The sequence below is a fragment of the Streptomyces sp. Ru62 genome (assembly GCF_002920615.1).
GTDB lineage: Bacteria > Actinomycetota > Actinomycetes > Streptomycetales > Streptomycetaceae > Streptomyces.
Genome location: NZ_PQSU01000024.1, coordinates 151,135 through 171,707 on the forward strand (window position 1 = coordinate 151,135; position 20,573 = coordinate 171,707).

19 protein-coding genes are annotated in these 20,573 nt (G+C 72.9%); 7 read left to right on the forward strand and 12 right to left on the reverse strand.

Going from position 1 to position 20,573, the window contains the following annotated elements:
- Positions 1-240: 240 nt before the first annotated feature.
- Complete coding sequence (locus tag C3492_RS29855) at positions 241-1,818, reverse strand: M1 family metallopeptidase (RefSeq protein WP_258055964.1); 1,578 nt, start codon at positions 1,816-1,818, stop codon at positions 241-243.
- 148 nt (positions 1,819-1,966) lie between these two features.
- Between C3492_RS29855 and C3492_RS29860 the strand changes: the two genes are divergently transcribed.
- Positions 1,967-3,577: a peptide-N4-asparagine amidase gene (locus C3492_RS29860; RefSeq protein ID WP_181140616.1), complete on the forward strand. Its 1,611-nt coding sequence runs from the start codon at positions 1,967-1,969 to the stop codon at positions 3,575-3,577.
- A gap of 91 nt (positions 3,578-3,668) precedes the next feature.
- Here the strand turns inward: C3492_RS29860 and C3492_RS29865 are convergent, their stop codons facing one another.
- Positions 3,669-4,118, reverse strand: a complete 450-nt coding sequence (locus tag C3492_RS29865) for a MarR family winged helix-turn-helix transcriptional regulator (RefSeq protein WP_103815739.1) — start codon at positions 4,116-4,118, stop codon at positions 3,669-3,671.
- 114 nt (positions 4,119-4,232) lie between these two features.
- On the opposite strand from C3492_RS29865, the gene C3492_RS29870 reads away from it, so the two are divergent.
- Both C3492_RS29870 and mltG read left to right on the forward strand, forming a co-directional pair.
- Complete coding sequence (locus C3492_RS29870) at positions 4,233-6,038, forward strand: ABC transporter ATP-binding protein (protein WP_103815740.1); 1,806 nt, start codon at positions 4,233-4,235, stop codon at positions 6,036-6,038.
- A 62-nt stretch (positions 6,039-6,100) separates the two neighbouring features.
- A complete protein-coding gene (mltG, locus tag C3492_RS29875) occupies positions 6,101-7,006 on the forward strand; it encodes an endolytic transglycosylase MltG (protein ID WP_181140617.1) in 906 nt (301 codons plus the stop codon).
- A 12-nt stretch (positions 7,007-7,018) separates the two neighbouring features.
- Here the strand turns inward: mltG and C3492_RS29880 are convergent, their stop codons facing one another.
- The 5 genes from C3492_RS29880 to C3492_RS46985 form a co-directional block, all read right to left on the reverse strand.
- Positions 7,019-8,095, reverse strand: a complete 1,077-nt coding sequence (locus C3492_RS29880; RefSeq protein ID WP_103815742.1) for an NAD(P)-binding domain-containing protein — start codon at positions 8,093-8,095, stop codon at positions 7,019-7,021.
- Positions 8,096-8,137: 42 nt separating this feature from the next.
- Positions 8,138-9,151 carry an ABC transporter substrate-binding protein gene (locus C3492_RS29885; RefSeq protein WP_181140618.1) on the reverse strand — a complete coding sequence of 338 codons (1,014 nt, stop codon included), beginning with the start codon at positions 9,149-9,151 and terminating at the stop codon, positions 8,138-8,140.
- A gap of 31 nt (positions 9,152-9,182) precedes the next feature.
- Positions 9,183-9,920 carry an ABC transporter ATP-binding protein gene (locus tag C3492_RS29890; RefSeq protein WP_103815744.1) on the reverse strand — a complete coding sequence of 246 codons (738 nt, stop codon included), beginning with the start codon at positions 9,918-9,920 and terminating at the stop codon, positions 9,183-9,185.
- Positions 9,893-10,816 (reverse strand): ABC transporter permease, encoded by a 924-nt coding sequence (locus C3492_RS29895; RefSeq protein WP_103815745.1) that lies wholly within the window; start codon positions 10,814-10,816, stop codon positions 9,893-9,895. Before C3492_RS29895 ends, C3492_RS29890 begins: the two co-directional genes overlap by 28 nt.
- Before the next feature lie 165 nt (positions 10,817-10,981).
- Positions 10,982-11,065 (reverse strand): putative leader peptide, encoded by an 84-nt coding sequence (locus C3492_RS46985; protein ID WP_313884353.1) that lies wholly within the window; start codon positions 11,063-11,065, stop codon positions 10,982-10,984.
- Between the two features lie 122 nt (positions 11,066-11,187).
- Here C3492_RS46985 and C3492_RS29900 point away from each other — a divergent pair, with 122 nt between their 5' ends.
- Positions 11,188-11,610, forward strand: a complete 423-nt coding sequence (locus C3492_RS29900) for a secondary thiamine-phosphate synthase enzyme YjbQ (RefSeq protein WP_103815746.1) — start codon at positions 11,188-11,190, stop codon at positions 11,608-11,610.
- Positions 11,611-11,658: 48 nt separating this feature from the next.
- Here the strand turns inward: C3492_RS29900 and C3492_RS29905 are convergent, their stop codons facing one another.
- Both C3492_RS29905 and C3492_RS29910 read right to left on the reverse strand, forming a co-directional pair.
- Complete coding sequence (locus tag C3492_RS29905) at positions 11,659-12,474, reverse strand: LuxR C-terminal-related transcriptional regulator (protein ID WP_103815747.1); 816 nt, start codon at positions 12,472-12,474, stop codon at positions 11,659-11,661.
- Between the two features lie 272 nt (positions 12,475-12,746).
- Entirely contained in the window at positions 12,747-13,157 is a 411-nt protein-coding gene (locus C3492_RS29910; protein WP_103815765.1) for a DUF5997 family protein, read from the reverse strand.
- A 279-nt stretch (positions 13,158-13,436) separates the two neighbouring features.
- Here C3492_RS29910 and C3492_RS29920 point away from each other — a divergent pair, with 279 nt between their 5' ends.
- Positions 13,437-14,252 (forward strand): LysR family substrate-binding domain-containing protein, encoded by an 816-nt coding sequence (locus C3492_RS29920; protein ID WP_103815748.1) that lies wholly within the window; start codon positions 13,437-13,439, stop codon positions 14,250-14,252.
- Between the two features lie 5 nt (positions 14,253-14,257).
- On the opposite strand, the gene C3492_RS29925 is transcribed toward C3492_RS29920, so the two are convergent.
- The 3 genes from C3492_RS29925 to C3492_RS29935 form a co-directional block, all read right to left on the reverse strand.
- Entirely contained in the window at positions 14,258-15,757 is a 1,500-nt protein-coding gene (locus C3492_RS29925) for an MFS transporter (RefSeq protein WP_103815749.1), read from the reverse strand.
- A 372-nt stretch (positions 15,758-16,129) separates the two neighbouring features.
- On the reverse strand, positions 16,130-16,819 hold the full coding sequence (locus tag C3492_RS29930) for an HAD family phosphatase (protein WP_103815750.1): 690 nt from the start codon (positions 16,817-16,819) through the stop codon (positions 16,130-16,132).
- 20 nt (positions 16,820-16,839) lie between these two features.
- Positions 16,840-17,316, reverse strand: a complete 477-nt coding sequence (locus C3492_RS29935) for an Lrp/AsnC family transcriptional regulator (RefSeq protein ID WP_181140619.1) — start codon at positions 17,314-17,316, stop codon at positions 16,840-16,842.
- 238 nt (positions 17,317-17,554) lie between these two features.
- Here C3492_RS29935 and C3492_RS29940 point away from each other — a divergent pair, with 238 nt between their 5' ends.
- Complete coding sequence (locus tag C3492_RS29940) at positions 17,555-19,045, forward strand: FUSC family protein (protein WP_103815751.1); 1,491 nt, start codon at positions 17,555-17,557, stop codon at positions 19,043-19,045.
- 168 nt (positions 19,046-19,213) lie between these two features.
- Positions 19,214-20,251, forward strand: a complete 1,038-nt coding sequence (locus C3492_RS29945) for a lactonase family protein (protein ID WP_103815752.1) — start codon at positions 19,214-19,216, stop codon at positions 20,249-20,251.
- The last annotated feature ends 322 nt before the right edge of the window (positions 20,252-20,573 follow it).

Here is a 20,573-nt window from a genome sequence, read left to right on the forward strand (position 1 = left end):
TCCGGATGGCACCAGGGACATGTGCAGAAACAATTCTTCTCATCGCAGAGGCTCTCCCAACCACGCTCGATCGCACCAGGACAAAGGAGTTGCCCGTAGCGCCACCCCTTGTACGTTTCCGTGCCCCGGGCGCCGTGTCGTGGCGAAGGTCACCGGGGTGGACCAGCGGTCCGGCCGAGGCCACCCGGTCGGCGGCAGCGACTCGGCTGCCTGGGGCAACCACGGGCGACCGGATGCGGCTCAGTCCTCGACCGGGTCCACCTGCCAGTCGGGGTGGCCCGGCATGGGCGGGGTGTGCGCGCCGTGGAGCCACGGATTCAGAAACGGTGTCAGGTCCTCGCCGGCGACCCGGGAGGCGAGCGCGACGAAGTCCCGGGTGCCGGCCGCACGGCCCCGGTACTCGGTCACCCAGGCACGCTCGATCCTCTCGAAGGTCTGCGCGCCGACCTTCTCCCGCAGCGCGAACAGCACCAGCGCCGAGCCGTCGTACCGCATCACCTTGAACAGCGTCGCCTCGGCGGGTTCGGCGGGTGCCCCCTCGTCGTGCCGCCACTGGTCGTGCTGCTCGTACGCCGACCGCATCGCCGACTCCAGGCTCACGCCGCCGTGCTCGTCGGAGTACAGGCGTTCGTAGAAACGGGCGTGACCCTCGCTCAGCCACAGGTCGGACCAGCGCCGGATGGCGACGCTGTCGCCCGTCCAATGGTGGGTCAGCTCGTGGACGAGGTTGCGCTCGGCGTCGACCCGGTCGCCCAGCAGGTCGTCACGCGGCAGGACGGAGAGCGACTGGGTCTCCAGCGCCACCGGCAGGTCGGTGTCCCCGACGAGCACGCCGTAGCGGCGGAACGGGTAGGGGCCGAGCCGCCGTTCCAGCCAGGCCAGATGGTCCGGGGTGAGCGAGCGGTACGCCTCGGTGTCGGTGACCAGCCCGTCCGGGACCACGTCCCGGACGGGCAGCCCGCGTGGGCCGCTGCTGTCGACGAAGGTGAACCTCCCGATCGCGAGCTGGACCAGCTGTGCCGCGAGCGGATGCTCGGAGTCGTACGTCCACCGGGTCCGGCCGTCGGGCCGCCGGACGGTGCCGACGAGCCGGCCGTTGGCCACCGCGCTGAGCCCCGGCGGGGTGGTGATGTGGAACGTGACCGGTGCCCGCAGGCTCGGGTGGTCGTTCGCCGGGAAGATCATGCGGGCGCCGTCCGGCTGCGCGCAGACCACGGTGCCGTCGGAGGTGGGCACCCAGCCGTAGTCCTGGATCGCGTCGTCGCGGTGCCGTCCCTGCGTCGGGTCGGCGGTGTAGGCGACGCGGACGGTGAAGGCGCTGCCGCGCGGGATCGGTCGTGCGGGGGTGACGACGAGTTCGTCGCCGTCGCGTTTCGCGGTGGCGGGCATGCCGTCGACGGTGACGCGGTGCAGCGCGTTGCCGGCGAAGTCCAGGTCGAAGCGGGACAGGGCCTGTGTGGCGGTGGCGCTGACGGTGGTGGCGGCCTCGAAGGGCGTGCGGGGTGCCCGCCAGTCGAAGTCGAGGGTGTAACGGCGGACGGTGTAGCCGCCGTTGCCGGCGAGGGGCATGAGCGGGTCGCCGATACCCGGTGCGCCGGGGGTCGGGGGCGGGCCCGAAGAGGCCGCCGGACCGGGGGCCGGTGGGCCGTCGGATCCGTGCGGGAGCATGCCGGTGAAGACGGCCGTACCGGTCAACGCACCCGCTCCGGCGAGGGTGAGGGCCAGGGTCGCGCGACGGGTGCGGAGGACATGGCGGGGCCGTCTGCTCCGGGATTCCTGATGTGCGGATTCCTCGCGGGACCCCTTGGTGATCTCCATGACCGCACTATGCCAGTAAGATCCGTTCATATCACCAAATGTTCCCTCGCTGGGCGCTTGCCCGAGGCTGTGCGGTGACCGGTCTCATCGCGCCGATCTGTCCGAGGCGTCATTGCGGGGCGGCCCGCCCGCCCGTAGAACACCGGCCATGAGAAGACGGATCGTCATGTCCATGGTCGCCGTGGCGACCCTCGTGGTGGGCGCGCTCTTCGGCACGGGAGCAGCGACGGCCCAAGCGGCCGATGTACCGGCCGAGTTCGGCACCGACTGGCACGACCCCGTGACCGCGGCACCGCCCGTCGACCGGCCGCACACCAAGTCCTGCCGGGTCACCCTCGCCGACGCCCGGTTTCGTGACTTCACGCCCTACCGGGGCGCGTACACACCCCCCGAGGGCTGTGGCGACCGCTGGAGCAAGGTGGTCCTGCGCCTCGACGGCGAGGTGAAGGGCCGTCAGTACGACCGGCTCGGCCATCTGCACGTCGGCGGCGTCGAGATCCTGCGCACCTCCACGCCGGAGCCCTCGCCCGACGGCATCGCGTGGCACGTCGAGAAGGACGTCACCCGCTACAGCGACACCTTCCGGACCGCCCAGGACGTCGAGATGCTGATCGGCAACGTCGTGGACGACACGTACACCGGTGTCATCGACGTCCACGTCACGCTGACCTTCTACGCGGGACGCCCCTCGGCTCCCGTCCCCGACCGCGTCCTCACCCTCGCCGGCACGCCCGCCGGTACGACCCTCACCACTCCGCGCAACAGCGAACGCGTCGTCGCGGAGGTGTACGCGACGGGCTCGGGCGGTGGCTGCGAGGAGTTCTGGTACCTGACCGTCGCCGACCCGGCGCCGTACTCGTGCAAGGCCGACCGCGGCCCGTACCGCGAGGTGCAGATCAGCGTCGACGGCCGGATCGCCGGCATCGCGGCGCCGTTCCCGAACGTCTGGACGGGCGGCTGGTCCAACCCCTTCCTCTGGTACGTCGTCCCGGCCCCGCGCGCCTTCGACGTGCGGCCGATCGAGTACGACCTCACGCCCTTCGCCGGGCTCCTCAACGACGGCCGCCCGCACCGCGTCGAGGTGTCCGTCGCCGGCGTGCCCGCGGACCGGCCGGGCTGGAGCGCGCCGGTGAACGTCCTCGTCTGGCGGGACCCGCACCGCGCCCAGGTGCCGGGCGCGCTCACCGAGGACAGGGCGACCGACCTCGCCGACTCCTCCACCTTCACCCCCGGTGCGGAGAACCGCGTACGCACCGAGGCGGGGCACCGGCTCGCCGTCTCGGGGTATCTGGACACCTCGCACGGCCGCGTGACCACCACCGTCACCCGGACGCTCGCCCACACCTCCGTCCACCGCTGGACCGACGGCGAGGCGGTGGACGGGCTCGACGCGACCTGGACCGACGACGAGGCGGTCGCGGTCGTCGGCCACGGCCCGGCGCGGACGAGCCGCACGCACCGGACGTACACCATGGACGGCGCCACGACGCTGGGTGCGGACGACCGGCTGCGCACCGTGCTGACCCTCGGCGACCGGGCGTCCGCGGTGACGCGCGAAGGCGGCCGGCGCACCGCGTGGTCACGGCTGGACGACACCTACAGCGGCGACGCCACGTACACGGTCGACGTCCCGCGCGACCAGCGGCACGCGGTCGGTACATCGGCCGAGCGCTACCGGCTCCTGGGCTCGGACGGCTGCTACGACCGTTCGCTGACCACGGTGCAGGGGGTGCTGACGGAGGACCGCAGCCGCTGCTGAGACGCGTGGCGCGTCCCCGGTGGGCCGAGCCGCGGGGCCGGGCGGACGGGGGACCGCCGTCCCGCCGGAGGCAGGCGAAGGGCGTCGCCGTTCAGCAGCGCTGGGCGGCGTCCCCGTCGATCAGGCTGTCCAGCAGGACGCCGAGCACCTGGCGCTCCTTCTCCGTCAGCGGTGCCAGTATCTCCTCGGCCGCCGAGCGGCGGGCGCCGCGCAGTTCGCGCAGGGTCGCGCGTCCCTCGTCCGTCAGCTCGATCCGGGTCACGCGGCGGTTCGCCGGATCCGGCACCCGTCGCACCTTGCCGCTCGACTCCAGCCCGTCCACCAGCGTCGTGACCGCGCGGGGCACGACCTCCAGGCGCTCGGCGAGGTCGGCCATGCGCGGAGGCGAGCCGTAGTGCGCGAGCGTGCGCAGCAGCCGGGACTGCGCCGGGGTGACGCCCAGGTCGCGCTGTTCCAGATGGCGCTTCTGGATGCGGTGCACCCGGCGGGTGAGCCGCAGCAACTGCTCGGCGAGCAGGCCGTCGGGATCGGGGGTGGTCATGCGGGAACAATATCAGGATGCCGTTCATTGTGAGTATAGGTAACAATGAGCTACGATCCGTTCCGTCGCCGCCGGTCGGCCTCCGACCGGCGCCCCGCTCACCCGTAGGAGCCCATGCACCCCGACCGTGAACCCTCCTGGACCCCACCTGCCGACGCCGGCGAACAGCCCCGGCAGGTGCGCCGCATCCTGCGGCTCTTCCGTCCCTATCGCGGGCGCCTCGCCGTCGTCGGTCTGCTCGTCGGCGCCTCGTCGCTGGTCTCGGTGGCCACACCGTTCCTGCTGAAGGAGACGCTCGACGTCGCGATCCCGCAGGGCCGCACCGGCCTGCTGAGCCTGCTCGCGCTCGGCATGATCCTCAGCGCCGTCCTGGGCGGCGTCTTCGGCGTGCTGCAGACCCTGATCTCCACCACCGTCGGCCAGCGGGTCATGCACGACCTGCGCACCGCGGTCTACGGCCGTCTGCAGCGCATGTCGCTGGCCTTCTTCACCCGCACCCGCACCGGCGAGGTGCAGTCCCGCATCGCCAACGACATCGGCGGCATGCAGGCCACCGTCACCTCCACCGCCACCTCCCTGGTGTCCAACGCCACCAGCGTGGTCGCCACGATCGTCGCGATGGTCGCCCTGGACTGGCGGCTGACGATCGTCTCCCTGCTCCTGCTCCCGCTGTTCGTGTGGATCAGCCGCCGCGTCGGCAACGAACGCAAGAAGATCACCACTCAGCGGCAGAAACAGATGGCCGCGATGGCGGCCACGGTCACCGAGTCGCTCTCGGTCAGCGGCATCCTGCTCGGCCGCACGATGGGCCGCTCCGACTCGCTGACGGCGTCCTTCGCGGAGGAGTCCGAGGGCCTGGTCGACCTGGAAGTGCGGTCGAACATGGCCGGGCGCTGGCGGATGGCCGTCATCTCGATCGTCATGGCCGCGATGCCCGCCGTCATCTACTGGACCGCCGGCCTCGCCCTCCGGTTCGGGGGCCCCGAGGTCTCCCTCGGCACCATCGTCGCCTTCGTCTCGCTCCAGCAGGGCCTGTTCCGCCCGGCCGTGAGCCTGCTCGCGACCGGCGTGCAGATCCAGACCTCGCTCGCGCTGTTCCAGCGCATCTTCGAGTATCTGGACCTGCCCGTCGACATCACCGAGCGCGAGCGGCCGGTCCACCTCGACCAGATCAAGGGCGAAGTCCGCTTCGAGGACGTCGAGTTCCGCTACGACGACAAGGGCGGCCCCGTCCTCGACGGCGTCGACGTCACCGTGCCGGCCGGCACCAGCCTCGCCGTCGTGGGCCCGACCGGCGCCGGCAAGTCCACGCTCGGCTATCTGGTGCCCCGCCTGTACGACGTCACCGGTGGCCGCGTGACCCTGGACGGCATCGACGTCCGCGACCTCGACTTCGACACCCTCGCCCGAGCGGTCGGCGTCGTCTCGCAGGAGACGTACCTCTTCCACGCCTCGGTCGCCGACAACCTGCGCTTCGCCAAGCCCGACGCCAGTGACGAGGAGCTGCACGCGGCGGCCAAGGCGGCGCAGATCCACGACCACATAGCGGCGCTGCCCGACGGCTACGACACCGTCGTCGGCGAACGCGGCCACCGCTTCTCCGGCGGCGAGAAGCAGCGCCTCGCGATAGCCCGCACCATCCTGCGTGACCCACCGGTCCTCATCCTGGACGAGGCGACGAGCGCGCTCGACACCCGCACGGAAGCCGCCGTCCAGGCCGCCATCGACGCACTGTCGGCCGACCGCACGACGATCACCATCGCGCACCGCCTGTCCACGATCCGCGACGCGGACCAGATCGTGGTGCTGGACTCCGGCCGGGTCGCCGAACGGGGCACGCACGAGGAACTGCTGGAGCGGGACGGCCGGTACGCGGCCCTGGTACGCCGGGACGCGCAACTGCAACCCACGACGAACTGAACCGTGACCGACAAGCTGAATATATGCCGGGTTTGCGAGGATATGCGTATTACCGTGCCCGCATGCAGATGAACACTCCGTCACGGAGCAGGACCCGACTGACACGCCGCGGCAGACTCGCCGTCCTCGTGACCGGCGCCGTCATGGCCGGCACCGCCGTGGCGGTGCCGCTGCTGACGCTGGCGACCGGCGGTGAGCAGGCGAAGCCCGCCGCGCTGGTCATCCCGGAGGGCTGGCGCGCGAACCAGATCTACGACGCGATCGACAAGGCCCTCAAGCTCTCCCCGGGCAGCACCCGCGCCGCCCTCGGCAAGGCCGCCCTGAAGCTGCCGAAGGAGGCCGGGGGCAATCCGGAGGGCTATCTCTTCCCGGCGACGTATCCCGTCCGGAAGGGAGCGACGCCCGAGTCCATGCTGCAACTCATGATCGACACGGCGGACCAGAAGTTCAACGGCGCCCCCGTCGCGGCCGGGGCCCAGCGCAACTCGATGAACGTCTACCAGGCGGTCACCATCGCCAGCATCGTCCAGGCGGAGGCCTCGACGAAGGCGGACATGGGGAAGGTCGCCCGGGTCATCTTCAACCGGCTGAACAGCGGAATGCCGCTCCAGATGGATTCGACCCTCCACTACGCGCTGAACCGCAGCACCGTCGGCACCAGCCAGAACGACACCCAGGAGGAGAGCCCGTACAACTCCCACCAGCGCACGGGCCTGCCGCCCACGCCGATCGACAACCCCGGCGAGGACGCGATGCGCGCCGCGCTCAACCCGACGCCGGGCGACTGGCTGTACTTCGTCACGATCGCTCCCGGGGACACCCGCTTCACCGCGGACTACAACACCCACCTGCGCAACGTGGCCGAGTTCAACGCCCTCCACCAGAACGCGGGGACGGCCCAGCCGAGCGGTGACGGCCCGCCGGCGCCCCCGTCCGCGCCCTCCGGCTCACAGTCCGCGCTCCGCTGAGGCGGGGGGACGTCACGCGGCGACAGGTTCCCCGGCGAGCAGCCGCCTTATGTCCCGGACGGCCGAGCGCCCGGCCCGGTTGGCCCCGATGGTGCTGGCCGAGGGGCCGTAGCCGACGAGGTGGATCCGCGGATCGGCGACCGCCCGCGTGCCCTCCACCTGGATACCGCCGCCCGGCTCGCGCAGCTTCAGCGGAGCGAGATGGTCGAGCGCGGCCCGGAACCCGGTCGCCCACAGAATCACATCGGCGGACACCTGCCGGCCGTCCCGCCACGCCACCCCGTCCGGGGTGATCCGGTCGAACATCGGCTGCCGGTCCAGGACCCCGTCGGCGAGGCCCTGCCGGACGGCGTCGTTCAGCGGGAGCCCGGTGACCGAGACCACACTGCGCGGTGGCAGCCCCTGACGCACCCGCTCCTCCACCAGCGCGACGGCCGCGCGACCCGCCTCCTCGTCGAACGGACCCTCGCGGAAGACGGGGGGCCGCCGGGTGACCCAGGTGGTCGCGGCGGCGTACGGGGCCAGCTCCAGCAGGTGCTGGGTGCCCGAGGCACCCCCGCCCACGACCACGACCCGCTGCCCGGCGAACTCCTCGGGACCGGCGTACTGCGCGGTGTGCAACTGCCGGCCCCGGAAGGTCTCCTGCCCGGGGTAACGCGGCCAGAACGGGCGGTCCCAGGTGCCGGTGGCGTTGATCAGCGCCCGGGTCGACCAGGTGCCGTCGGACGTCTCCACGAGCAGCCGCCCACCGGGGCCCTCGCGCACCGTACGCACATCCACGGGCCGCCGCACCCGCAGGTCGAAGGCGCGCTCGTACCGGTCGAAGTACTCCCGGACGACCTCCGCCGAAGGCCGCGCCGGGTCGGCGTCGGTCAGCTCCATGCCGGGCAGCGCGTGCATCCCGTGCACCTTGCCGAAGGTCAGCGAGGGCCACCGGAACTGCCAGGCGCCGCCCGGGCCGGGGGAGTGGTCGAGGACGACGAAGTCGCGGTCCGGCTCGAAGCCGGTGCGCCGCAGGTGGTAGGCGCCGGCCAGACCCGCCTGACCGGCACCGATGACGACGACCTCGACCTCACGCACTGCGTTCACGCCTGGGCCAACAGCGAGCCGTGCACGGATCTTCCCCGCCGCTCAGTCCTCGGCCGGAGTCGTCGACGGCGGCAGCCCGCCGTTGTACCGCGGGTCCGTGAAGGCGGCGAAGTCGACCTTCCCCGGAATCAGCTTCAACTCGGTGAAGGTGTCCGCGATCCGCTGCTCGGAGGCGATCAGCGGCTTGTCGACGGCGACCGCGACGCGGGTGGAGTTCGTGCGCTTCACCGAGGCCAGGGCCACCTCGTACGGCAGCCCGGTGTCCTTCGCCCACACCTTGGCCCACTCCTCCTGGTGGTCGTGCACCCAGGCCGTGGCCCGTCGCAGCCGCGCCAGGTAGTCCTTGATCGCGGCGGCCTTCTTCGAGTCCTTCAGCGCGGCCGGCGCGGCGACCTGGAAGGTGAGTCCGTTGGTGATGCCGTCACCCGTGGTGAGCACGCGGCCCCGCCCGGCCTGGAGGATCTGCGAGGTGTACGGGTCCCAGACCGCCCACGCGTCGACCTTGCCGGAGGTGAACGCGGCGAGCGCGTCGGCCGGCTGGAGGTACTTGACCCGGACATCGGCGAGACTCAGCCCGGCCGCCTTGAGGGAGGCGACCAGCTGGTAGTGCGCGGAGGAACCCTGCGCGACGGCGACGGACCTGCCCTTGAGCTGTCGCGTACGGGTCAGCTCGGAGCCGTTCGGCACGAGGATGGTGTCGCCCTTGGAGGTGCCGTGCCAGGCGGCGACGACGGTGATCTTCGAACCGGCGCCGGCCGCGAAGACGGGCGGGGTGTTGCCGACGCCGCCGATGTCGACGGCCTTCGCGTTCACCGCCTCCAACAGGGGCGGTCCGGAGGTGAAGGTCGACCACTTGATCCTGTAGTCCAGGTTCTCCAGCTCTCCGGCGGCGCGCAGGATGGCTTCCGAACCGCCCTTCTGGTCACCGACGTCCAGGGTGACGGAACCCTTTCCGTCGATGTCGGCGCCGGTCCGGGCCGAGGAGTTCCCGCCGCAGGCGGTGAGCAGGAGCGCGAAGGGCAGGAGCAGCGCGGCGGGGATGAGGCGTCGTCGCATGACGGTTCCGTTCATGTCCGTGGGCGGGCGTTCAGGCGGCAGCGGCGGCGGTGTCGACGCCGAGCCGTTCCAGCAGGCGGGCGCGCAGGGCGGCGAACCGGGGGTCGGTGATCTCACGCGGCCGGTCCAGGTCGATGTGCTGCTCATGGGCGATCCGGCCGCCGTCCATGACCAGGACGCGGTCGGCGAGCAGCACCGCCTCCTCGACGTCGTGCGTGACCAGCAGCACCGCGCAGCCCCGGCGTTGCCACACCTCCCCGACCAGGCGCTGCGCCCTGATCCGGGTGAGCGCGTCGAGGGCGCCGAACGGCTCGTCGAGCAGCAGCAGATCGGGCTCGCGCACCAGTGCGCGGGCGAGCGAGGCGCGCTGGGCCTCACCTCCGGACAGGGTCTTCGGCCAGGCGTCGACGCGATGACCGAGACCGACCTCGTCCAACGCCCGTTCGGCGACGGGCCGTTCGGGGCGGCCCGGCAGCCCCAGCAGGACGTTGCGCCACACCTTCTTCCACGGCATGAGCCGGGGTGCCTGGAAGGCGACGGCCCGGCGGCGCGGGACCAGGGCCGTGCCCTTGATGTCCCGGTCGAGGCCCGCGAGGATGCGCAGCAGGGTGGACTTGCCGCAGCCGCTGCGCCCGAGCAGGGCGACGAACTCGCCGGGGGCGATGTCGAGCTTGAGGTCGTCGATGACCGCACGGCCGTCGAAGGAGCGGGTCAGCCCCTCGACATGGACCGCGGGTCCGGTCACCGTCCGGTGAAGGTCGGTCGCCATTGCAGCAGCAGCCTTTCGAGGGAGCGGACGATGAAGTCGGCGAGCAGGCCGAGGAAGGCGTAGACGATCAGGCAGACCACGATCACGTCGGTCCGCAGGAAGTCCCGCGCCTGCACCATCAGGAATCCGATGCCGGCGTCGGCGTTGACCTGCTCGGCGAAGACGAGCGCGAGCCAGGCGATGCCGAGCGAGTAGCGCAGTCCGGTCAGCGCCCCGGGGAGCGCGCCCGGCAGCACCACGTGCCGTACCAGCCCCCAGCGGGACAGCCCCAACGACTCACCGGCCTCGATGAGTTGGGCGTCCACCCCGCGGATGCCGGCGTAGACGTTGAGGTAGAGCGGGAAGGTCACGCCGAGCGTGATGATCGCGGTCTTCGGGGTCTCGCCGATGCCGAACCAGATGATGAACAGCGGGATGAGCCCGACGAACGGCACCGTGCGCAGCATCTGCACCGGCGCGTCCACCAGGTCCTCACCGATCCGGAACAGCCCCGAGAGCAGGGCGAGTCCGATGCCGGTCACCGTGCCGAACAGCAACCCGAACGCGACGCGCCGGAGCGAGGTCGCCATGGCCGACGGCAGTGAACCGTCGGCGATCAGATCCCAGCCGACCTGCGCGATGCGGCCGGGTGAGGCGAGCACATCGGCTGCCAGCACGCCGGTGGCGCTGAGGACCTGCCACAGGGCCAGCAGCAGGAGCGGGCCGGTGGTCCGGCGCAGCCAGCGGGGGACCCGGGCGCGACGGGTGGAGGCGGGGACGACGGGTTGGAGGGTGGGAGAGGCGGGACCGGCAGCGTCCGTGGCGGGACCGGCGGCGTCCGTGGCGGGGGCCTCGGACTTGGATACACCCGAAATGCCGGGCTCGGAGGAGTCGGGTGGGGCATGGCTGATGCTCATGAATGCTCCACGGGCAGAGAGCGGGGTTGGGGGAGGCGCGGCTCGGCGCCGGTACGTCATGTCCCGCTCAACAATGAACGGGTCGGGGGTGCCGTACGGACGCGCTGCGAGATGCCCCGCAGCAGGGAATGCCGCGAAGGGAAGGAGGAAGAAGGGGAAAGGGCGTCAGCGGCCGCGGCGACACGCGGCGGAGGCCACCCGCAGCAGGTCGATGTGACCGCGCGTGGTGAGCAGGGCTGAACGCAACATGCCGCCGAACGTAGCCAGATGGCAGCGGACAGGTCAACGGCGTCTCGTCCTGTGGACCACGTGTATCAGGGAACGCGGGTGCCGCGGGGTGTGGAAACCGGCGTATGGGTCAGGATGAGGGCATGTCCGATGCCTTCACCACACGCGTGCTGAACGTCTCCACCGGTAGCCGGGAACGCGTCGTCGACCTCACCGCCGACTGCGAGGAATTCCTGCGGGAGGCGGCGGCCGGCCGCGACGGTCTGCTCAACATCTTCGTTCCGCACGCCACCGCCGGAATCGCCGTCATCGAGACGGGCGCCGGCAGTGACGACGACCTCCTCGCCGCCCTGCACACCCTGCTCCCCGCCGACGACCGCTGGCAGCACCGGCACGGCAGCCCCGGCCACGGCCGTGACCACGTCCTGCCCGCCATCGTGCCGCCGCACGCGACCCTCCCGGTGATCGACGGACGCCTGGAGCTGGGCACCTGGCAGTCGGTGTGTCTGGTGGACACCAACAAGGACAATCCCCACCGCAAGGTGCGGCTGAGCTTCCTCGGCTGAGCTTCCTCGGCTGACGCTCTCAGGCTCACCGTAGGGCCTGGTGCCGGGTCACGAAGGGCGGCCCCGGGTGGCCTCTGCCCGACCGGGCGCCGGTACCAGGCCGAGCCGCTGCGCACGCAGCACCGTGCCGACGCGGTCGCGGGTGCCCAGCTTGCGGTAGATGTTCTCCACGTGCTTGTGCACCGTGCGGACCGAGATGCCGAGACGGCGGCCGATCGCGTCGGCGGTGAGCGCGTCCGTGAGCAGCAGCAGGACGGCGGTCTCGCGCGGCGTCAGCGCGCAGTCCGCCGCCCGCTGGTCCGGCGCGCCGGCCGGGCCGAGCGCCCGCCGCCACTCCTCCAGGAGTTGCCGCTGCCGCTCGACCGCCGCCAGCAGCGGCTGGGCGCGCTCGGCGACGGCCAGGTGGTCGTCGGTGAAATCCGTACCGGAGCGGTACACCAGGCACCCGGTGATCGGGGCGGCGCTGTCCGGGAGGGGCACGCCCAGCACATGGTCGACGTCCAGCACCTCGTGGAGCATGCGGGCCGTCGCGCTGGAGGGCCAGGTACGGCCCGCCGCCCGGTGCGCGCTGACCGGCGTACGGTCGGCTCCGGCCGCGTAGTGACCGGCGAAGGGGTAGCCCGCCCGCAGCAGGCCCAGGTCGGCGTCCCCGAGCCGGGCGAGCTCAGCGGCGGCGGCATCCGGCACCGTGCCGATCGTGCCCTCGCTCTCGCTCCACTCGTCCAGCTTGTGGATGACCGCCTCGCCACCGCACACGTCCGCCAGCGTGCCGGCCAGCATCGGCCACAGCCGCTCGGGCTCCCGTTCGTGCAGGGCCGCCACGGCGACGGCCGTCATGCGCTCGTAGGCCTTCTCCAGCCGCACGGGTTCCTCTCCGGTTGCCTCGCGTGCCCGTCCTCCCCGTCGGCGTACGTACTTGTACGCATACCCCTGCGGTCCCCGGCTGTCGCAGACTTCAACCCGGCGACACCGGCCTGGTCGGACACAGCGTGTCCGAGGGGCCGCCGGCACGGGGGAACGGCGGCCCGTCCGGTGTCGCCCCCCCGCGTACCTGTTCCTCGCCCGGCCGGCCGTTCCACCGGCAACGGGAGACGCCCCCCGGGCGGATCCGGAGGGCGTCGGGACGGGCGGACGGATCAGTCGCGCTCGGCGCCGCTCTCCGCCTTCTCCGCCTTCTCCTTCTTCAGGTTCTTGAGCCGCGCGGCCTCCTTGCGGACCTCCGCCTGGGTGGCGCGCTCCTTCTCCAGCCACTCGGGCCGCTCCTGCCTGAGCGCCTCGATCTGCTCGGTGGTCAGCGGCTCGGTGACGCCGCCCCGGGCGAGACCCGCGATGGACACGCCCAGCCTGGCGGCCACCACCGGGCGCGGGTGGGGACCGTTGCTCCGCAGCTCGCGCAGCCACTCCGGCGGGTTGGCCTGCAACTCGTTCAGCTCGGCGCGCGTGACCACACCCTCCTGGAAGGAGGCGGGGGTGGCGGGGAGGTACACACCCAGCTTCTTCGCCGCGGTCGCGGGCTTCATCGTCTGGGTGCTCTGCTGCGACTTCATGCCGTCCAGGGTATCGGCCACGTGCGGGAGGGCCGACCACGGCCGGTGACGAGCACGTGGACGGGGGCTGTGCCGAAGCGCGGGCGGCGCCTGCCGGGGAGGCCCGGTGCGGTGGGGGAGGGGGTGCCTACGGCGCGGCCCTGTGCCGCGGGGGAGGGGGGTGCCTGCCGGGGAGGCCCGGTGTCGTGGGGGTGCCGGCACGGCCCGGGGGTCCGGTGGCGGAGAGCCGTGCCGGCGGCCCGTGGCCGAGGGTTCCGGCCGGGCCGGTAACCTGGCCTGATGACAGGCTCGGAGGATTCACCGTCGTTCCGGCTCGCGTACGTTCCCGGAGTGACGCCCGCCAAGTGGGTCAGGGTCTGGAACGAGCGCCTGCCCGGCATCCCCCTCACCCTGGTCCAGGTCCCGGCCACCGAAGCGCCCGAGGTGCTGCGCTCGGGCGAGGCCGACGCCGGCCTGGTCCGGCTGCCGGTCGACCGTACGTTCTTCAGCGCGATCCCGCTCTACACCGAGACCACGGTGGTCGTCGTCCCCAAGGACCACCTGATCACGGCGGCGGACGAGGTGACCCTGGCCGACCTCGCCGACGAGGTGCTCTTCCACCCCCTGGACGACGTCTTCGACTGGGACGCCCCGCCCGGTGAACCGGCCTTCGAGCGTCCCGCCACCACCCCGGACGCCATCGAGCTGGTGGCGGCGAACGTCGGCCTCCTGGTCGTCCCGCAGTCCCTTGCCCGCCTGTACCACCGCCGGGACCTCACGTACCGGCCGGTCGTCGACGCCCCGCAGTCGAGCGTCGCCCTGTCCTGGCCGGAGGAGGCCACCACCGACCTGGTGGAGGAGTTCATCGGCATCGTGCGCGGACGCACGGTCAACAGCACCAGGGGGCGTACGGCGGTGAAGTCGTCGGCCGACGAGCAGCGCAAGCGTTCCGACCAGGGCGGGACCCGCCAGGCACCGGCCGCGAAGTCGCAGGCCAAGTCGTCCGGGAAGCCGTCGGTGAAGTCCTCGGGCAAGCCTGCCGGCCGTACGGCACGCGCCCGCACGGGCGGCGGGGGCAAGCCGGCCAAGCGGGGGAAGCCGCGCCGGAGGTCGTGAGGCCCTTACGGACCGGGCCGCACCCCCTCCACGGCACCTCCCTCTTCCCAGCCCCGCCCGACGGGCTCCCCGGCCCTCTCCGGTTCCGGGCGCACCTGGCGTTCGCGCAGGTCGGCGATCGCCAGCACGAGTGCGACCAGGATGATCCCGGCGACGGCGAGCAGCCCGAGCTGGAGTGCCGTGTCCGCGCGGCCGTGATTGGCGAGGTGGGCGAAGTACACCGCGCCCACCACCGCGATCCCGGCGGCCGAACCGACGCGCTGGCCCGTCTGGAGGACGCCGCCGGCCGCGCCCGCTCGGTGCACGGGGACGCGGGTGAGGGTCAGGGTGGTGTTCGGGGAGACCGTCAGGCCGGACCCGATGCCGCCGACGAGCAGGGGCAGCGCCGACGCCCATCCCACGTTCCGTCCCGGCACCAGCTCCACCGCCGCCACGACCCCGAGCACGCCGACGGCCACCCCGGCCAGCCCCAGGACGACCAGCTTGCGGCCGAAGCGCACCACCAGCCGGCCGCCGATGGCCGCGCCGACCGCCGAGGCCGCCGCGAAGGGCAGGACCGTGAGCCCGGACGCCAGCGCGCTGTATCCCACGCCGTTCTGGAGGTACAGGGCGTAGAGGAAGAAGACGGTGGTGAAGCCCGCGAAGTAGCTCAGGCTGATCAGGGCGCCGAGGGTGAAGGAGCGCAGGGAGAACAGCGCCAGGTCGACCAGCGGGGCCCGGCCGAGCCGCCCCTGCCGTCTCTCCCACACCCAGAACGCGCCCAGCAGCGCCACGGCCAGCGGCATCAGCGCCCACTTCTCCCGGCCGGTCCACTGCTGCTCCTGGACCAGGGGCAGCATGAGCGCGAGCACGCCCGCACCGAGGAGGAACACTCCGAACAGGTCGAACTCCTCGTGCTTCCCCGTCGCCGGGAGACGCGGCAGCAGCCGGAGGCCCGCGGCAAAAGCGGCCACCCCGATCGGCAGGTTGACGAAGAACACCCAGCGCCAGCCGTCGCCGGTGCCGGCGGCATCGATCAGCAGGCCGCCCGCCAGCGGGCCCGCCGCCGTGGACACCCCGATGACGGTGCCGAGCACACCGAAGGCCTTGGCCCGCTCGGAGCTCTGGAACATCTGCTGGATCAGCCCCGAGGTCTGCGGCGCGACGATGCCCGCCGCCGTGCCCTGGATCAGCCGGAACACCACCAGCCACCCGGTACTGGGCGCGAACCCGCACGCCGCCGAGGCCACCGTGAACAGGGCGAGCCCGAAGAGGAAGGCCTGGCGCCGGCCACGCATGTCGCCCAGCCGGCCGGCCGGGACCAGCGCCAGTCCGAAGGTGAGGGCGTACCCCGAGACCACCCATGCCTGGGTCGCCTCCGAGGCCCCCAGTCCGCGCTCCAGCGAGGGCAGCGCCACGTTCACGATCGAGGTGTCGAGGAGCGAGATGAAGCCCGCTGCAAGACAGACCCCGAGCGCCTTCCACCGCCGTTCGTCGGGGGCGGTCCGGGCCTGTTCTGTGCTCATGGGGTCACGCTATGCAGTCATGGCCGCTCGCGCACGCCGGGACCGGCCGCGGGCACCCGTCGAACAGTGTCTTCCGGGCCGCCGGCTCCCTCTCCGCGCCTCGCCGCCCAGCCGTCCCCGGGCAACCCGGGCGCGCACGGTCTTCCAGGGGACGAGCAGCGAGCCCTTGCTCCGAACGGGCACCCCCGCCCACACGGCTCGAACGGGATGGTGACCGCGTCCGCGCCTCCCGGGAGGATTCGCGCCCTCCCCGGAAGAGACCGAGGACCCGACGCCCACCCCGCGTCCACCCGCCGCGGACCCCGGGTGCGGTCGGGGGACTGGGCGGCGGCGCCGCGACCGACCAGGCCGACGGGGCGGTGATCAGCGGGTTCAGCGGATCGTGTCCCGCAGCCACGCGTACGCCGACCGCGCCGTGAACTCGGCCTGGCCGCCCGGCAGGAGCAGGGTCGCGGTGCCGAACTCGGGGGCGTCGGCCTGGGCGGGGACGTACGGGACGGCCAGGCAGCGCATGCCGGCCGCGTGGGCGGCGGCGGCCCCCGGGGCCGCGTCCTCCAGGACCACGCAGTCGGCCGGGTCCGCGCCGAGCCGGCGGGCCGCCTCCAGGAAGACGTCGGGGGCCGGCTTGCCGTGCGGGACCTCGTCGGCCGAGACCACCGTGCGTAGGAAGGCGCCCAGTCCGGTGCCCGTCAGGATCGCCCCGATGGCCTCCGGGGAGGAGCCCGACGCCACCGCCATCGGCACGTTCCGCGCGGCCAGCAGCTCCACGAACGCGCGCATCTGCGGGTACACGCGCGTGCGGGTGCGGGCCAGTTCCAGATAGCGGCGGTTCGTCGCGGCCAGCAGCTCTGCCGCCGGGGCACGCAGGCCGTAGCGCTCCCGCCAGATCGTCACCGTCTCCCGGGTGCTGATGCCGACGTAGTTCTCGTGGTCCTCCCAGGTGAAGTCCGGGACGCCGTGCTCGGCCAGGACCTGCCGGCTCGCCTCGTAGTAGTTCGGCTCGCTGTCCACCAGCGTTCCGTCGAGATCGAAGATGACCGAGAGGGCGCCGAGATCGCTCATGGCGTCCAGGATGCCAAGCGTCAGGCGCGGGCCGCCCGGCCCACCGACTCCACCAGGGGCAGCAGCCGGTACGGGACGCGCTCGCGCAGTGCCACCTCGGTACGGGTGCGCACCACGCCCGGGAGGCTGATCAGCTTCTGGATCACGTCCTCCAGGTGGGCGTTGTCCCGGCCCACCACGCGCGCGAGCAGGTCTCCGCCACCGGTGATCGAGAAGGCCTCCACGATCTCCGGTACGGCTGCCAGCGCGTCCCCCACGTCGTCGAGGTGGCCCTGGGTGACCTCGATGTGCACGAACGCCAGCACCGGGTGGCCGAGCGCGGCGGGGGACAAGGAGGGGCCCGTACCGGTGATCACGCCGTCCCGTTCCATCCGGTCCAGCCGGGCCTGGAGCGTGCCGCGGGCCACGCCGAGGATGCGGGCGTACTCGCGCACGCTGGTGCGCGGCTGCTCCAGGAGCAGCCGCAGGATGCGGGTGTCGAGTGTGTCCACGGCCATGATGGACGACTGTACCAATGGTCCAGGTCTTGCAGGGACGCGTGTGCCGTCCCACCTGGTCCGTTGGCATTCCGGTGAGCGTGCGCACCGACCCGCAGCTGTGCCATCGGCTCAGCGATTCGCGTCACACTTGAGCCAGTGACCTCGGTGATGCTCTTATGGACGTGTCGATGGCGCTGCGGATCCCCGCGGCGCCTTTTCTGTGCCGGTGTACCCATGCACCCAGGGGAGGGCAGTAGTGCTGAAGAGGATGTTCGTGGCTCCGGACCCGGGACGGGCGCGGTTGCGCTTCGCCGCGCGGGCCGTCCTCGGCATCGGACTGGCGGTGGTGGTCTGCGGGCTCGCCGGACACTCCCTCACCGGCGCGGTCACCGGCGGCCTCGCCGCGCTGCTCGCGCTGTTCACCGTCGCCGACCCGACCGTACGCGGGCAGGCGGTCACCACCGCCCTGCTGCCCGTCGTGGGCGTGCCGGTGCTCGCCGCCGCGGCCGAGCTGCACGACCACCCCGTCGCCCGCGACCTCACCTTCCTGGCCGTCGTCGGCGCCGGCGTCCACGCCCGCCGCTGGGGGCCGCGCGGGCACAGCCTCGGTGTGTTCGCCTTCATGACGTTCTTCGTGGCCCAGTTCCTGCACGCCGCCCCGGGACAACTGCCCGAGCTGTACGCCGCCGTCCTGCTCTCCGTGCTCAGCGCGGCCGTCGTGCGGTTCGGTGTCTGGTGCTACGAGCGACGGCTGCCCCCGGCCGTCGTACCGGCCCCGCCCGCCGGCACCGGGCTGGCCCGCGTGACCACCCGGCAGGCCGTCCAGGCCACCGCGGGCGCCGGGTTCGCGCTCGTCGTGGGCCAGCTGGTGTCCGGGCAGCGCTGGTACTGGGCCGTCGGCGCCACCTGGTGGATCTTCGTCAACACCGCCTCGCGCGGTGAGACGCTGGTCCGGGGCTTCCGCCGGGTCCTCGGCACGGTCATCGGCATCTGCCTGGGCTTCCTGATCGCCGTCCCGGTGCACGGCGCGCCCCTGCCGACGGCCGTCCTCGTCGCGGTCGCCGTGTTCGGCATCTTCTACACGGCCGCCGTCTCCTACACCTGGATGATGCTCTGGGTCACCCTGCTCGCCGAGTCCCTGTACGGCCTCCTCGGCGTCCTCAGCCCCGGACTGCTCGCGCTACGGCTCGTCGAGACCGGTGTCGGGGCGCTCGGCGCCGCGCTCGCCGTCCTGTTCGTTCTGCCGGTCACCACGCACGCCACCACCGACGCCTGGATCCAGCGGGCCCTGCGCTGTGTGCACGCCTGCACGGCCGAGGCCGCCGCCCGACTCGCCGGCTCCGCCACCGCCGACCCCGCGCCGCGCGTGGCCGAACTGGAGCAGTTGCTCGGCCGGGTCCGCCTCTCGGTGGCCCCGCTGGTGCACCCGCTGAACCCGATGCCGGCGCGCAAGGCGCGGGCCCGCCGGGTCCTGGCGCTCCTCGACGACTGCGCCCGCGAGATCCGGGGCCTGGTCGCGGTCGCCGCCGACCCCGAGGCGTCCCACGACGCCCGCCTCGCCGCCGCCTGCTGGCGTGTGGAGGCCGCCGTGGAGGCCCTCACCGAGGGCCGCGCCGGATCCCCGCACCACCCCGCCGAGCCGCCCGCCGAACCCGCCCTCGCGCATCTGCACGGCCTGGAACGCGCGCTCGCCGAACTCGCGGAGCCGCTGCGCACGCCGTCGGGCTCCCGGCTGGTCGGCGCGTGACCGGGGTGGGGCGCACGAGAACTCAGTGCGCCCCCACTCCGCGAGGAAGTGCGCCCACTCCCGGAAGAACCGCCCTGCCACCCCGCCCCCTTGGTCTAGACCTCGGGTGATCGACTGCTACCGTCGGCCCCGGACCGGCTCGACGGGCTCGACCGAGAGGGGACAGCGGTGGCACAGGACGGCAGGGCGGGCAGGCGCCGGGCGTTCATCGGATCGTTCACGGCGGCGGGCGGCCCCGGACTGGTGACCGCCGAGGTCGCGCCGGACACCGGGGCGCTCGCTCTCGTCTCCTCCGTGCAGGACCTCCCCGACCCCTCCTACCTGACCCTGTCACCGGACGGGCACACGCTCTACGCGGTCAGCGAGACGGCCGAGGGCGCCGTCGCCGCCTACCGCGTCACCGGTGAGCGGCCTGAACCCGCCGGACCCCCGGTGCCGGTGGCCGGCAGCGGCCCCACCCACCTCAGCCTGTACGACGGCCACGTGCTGACCGCCAACTACGGCTGCGGCAGCATCACCGCTGTCCCCGTGCGCCCGGACGGCACGCTCGCCGGCGCGCCCTCCGGACGGCTCCAGCACACCGGCTCAGGACCTCACGACCGGCGCCAGCGCGGCCCGCACGCCCACCAGGTGCAGCCCGACCCCAGCGGGCGGTGGGCGGTCAGCGTCGATCTCGGGACCGACTCGGTGCGCGTGTGCACCCTCGCGGACGGCAGTCCCGCCGTGCACCGCGAGATCGCCCTGCGCCCCGGCTCCGGGCCGCGCCACCTCGCCTTCCACCCGGACGGCGAACACGCCTACGTGGTCAACGAGCTGACCCCCACGGTCACGGTGTGCCGCTGGGACGCCGCCGGCGGCTCCCTGAAGCCGCTGACGGAGGTGCCCGTGCTGCCCGGCGCACCCGCCGGCGACGCCTACCCGTCGGGGATCGTCGTCTCGCCCGACGGACGCTTCGTGTGGACAGCGACCCGCGGCGAGGACGTCCTGTCCGTCCTCGCCGTCGGGGCGGACGGGCTCCGGCTCACCGGTACAGTGCCCTGCGGCGGGCACTGGCCGCGCGCGCTGGCCGAGCACGACGGCTTCCTCTACGCCGCGAACGAGCGCTCCGGCGACGTGACGTGGTTCGCCGTGGACAGGACGACGGGCGTCCCCCGCTACGACGGCTCCGTACGGGTTCCGGCGGCCTCCTGCGTGGTTTTCGGCTGAGCGCGCGCCCACAGCCCCGCGGCGGCGCCGCCCGGCTCGTGAGGCCGCGTCCCCGAGCGCGCCGGGAGCCGCGGTCCCGGCGAAGGGCCCGCTTCCGGGAAGGGAGCGGGCCCCGTGTCGTACAGGTGCCGGGTGTCCGGACGCCGGGGCCGTCAGCGGACCGGTGCGCTCTGCGGTTGCTGCGGGGCGATGCCCAGGGCCGTCGTGTACTTGGCGAGCGCCAGCTTGCCGATCGCCGGGTACGCGCCGAGCGCCTCGGCCGTGGAGCAGTCCGCCTCCTCGGCGGCCGCGGCCAGCAGCGCCGGGTCGATCTCCGGGCCGA

Bases quoted from the DNA above. Each gene is read 5' to 3' on its own strand.
- C3492_RS29855 (WP_258055964.1), bottom strand. From the start codon at position 1,818: ATGGAGATCACCAAGGGGTCCCGCGAGGAATCCGCACATCAGGAATCC.
- C3492_RS29860 (WP_181140616.1), top strand. From the start codon at position 1,967: ATGAGAAGACGGATCGTCATGTCCATGGTCGCCGTGGCGACCCTCGTG.
- C3492_RS29865 (WP_103815739.1), bottom strand. From the start codon at position 4,118: ATGACCACCCCCGATCCCGACGGCCTGCTCGCCGAGCAGTTGCTGCGG.
- C3492_RS29870 (WP_103815740.1), top strand. From the start codon at position 4,233: ATGCACCCCGACCGTGAACCCTCCTGGACCCCACCTGCCGACGCCGGC.
- mltG (WP_181140617.1), top strand. From the start codon at position 6,101: ATGCAGATGAACACTCCGTCACGGAGCAGGACCCGACTGACACGCCGC.
- C3492_RS29885 (WP_181140618.1), bottom strand. From the start codon at position 9,151: ATGCGACGACGCCTCATCCCCGCCGCGCTGCTCCTGCCCTTCGCGCTC.
- C3492_RS29890 (WP_103815744.1), bottom strand. From the start codon at position 9,920: ATGGCGACCGACCTTCACCGGACGGTGACCGGACCCGCGGTCCATGTC.
- C3492_RS29895 (WP_103815745.1), bottom strand. From the start codon at position 10,816: ATGAGCATCAGCCATGCCCCACCCGACTCCTCCGAGCCCGGCATTTCG.
- C3492_RS46985 (WP_313884353.1), bottom strand. From the start codon at position 11,065: ATGTTGCGTTCAGCCCTGCTCACCACGCGCGGTCACATCGACCTGCTG.
- C3492_RS29900 (WP_103815746.1), top strand. From the start codon at position 11,188: ATGTCCGATGCCTTCACCACACGCGTGCTGAACGTCTCCACCGGTAGC.
- C3492_RS29910 (WP_103815765.1), bottom strand. From the start codon at position 13,157: ATGAAGTCGCAGCAGAGCACCCAGACGATGAAGCCCGCGACCGCGGCG.
- C3492_RS29920 (WP_103815748.1), top strand. From the start codon at position 13,437: ATGACAGGCTCGGAGGATTCACCGTCGTTCCGGCTCGCGTACGTTCCC.
- C3492_RS29925 (WP_103815749.1), bottom strand. From the start codon at position 15,757: ATGAGCACAGAACAGGCCCGGACCGCCCCCGACGAACGGCGGTGGAAG.
- C3492_RS29930 (WP_103815750.1), bottom strand. From the start codon at position 16,819: ATGAGCGATCTCGGCGCCCTCTCGGTCATCTTCGATCTCGACGGAACG.
- C3492_RS29935 (WP_181140619.1), bottom strand. From the start codon at position 17,316: ATGGCCGTGGACACACTCGACACCCGCATCCTGCGGCTGCTCCTGGAG.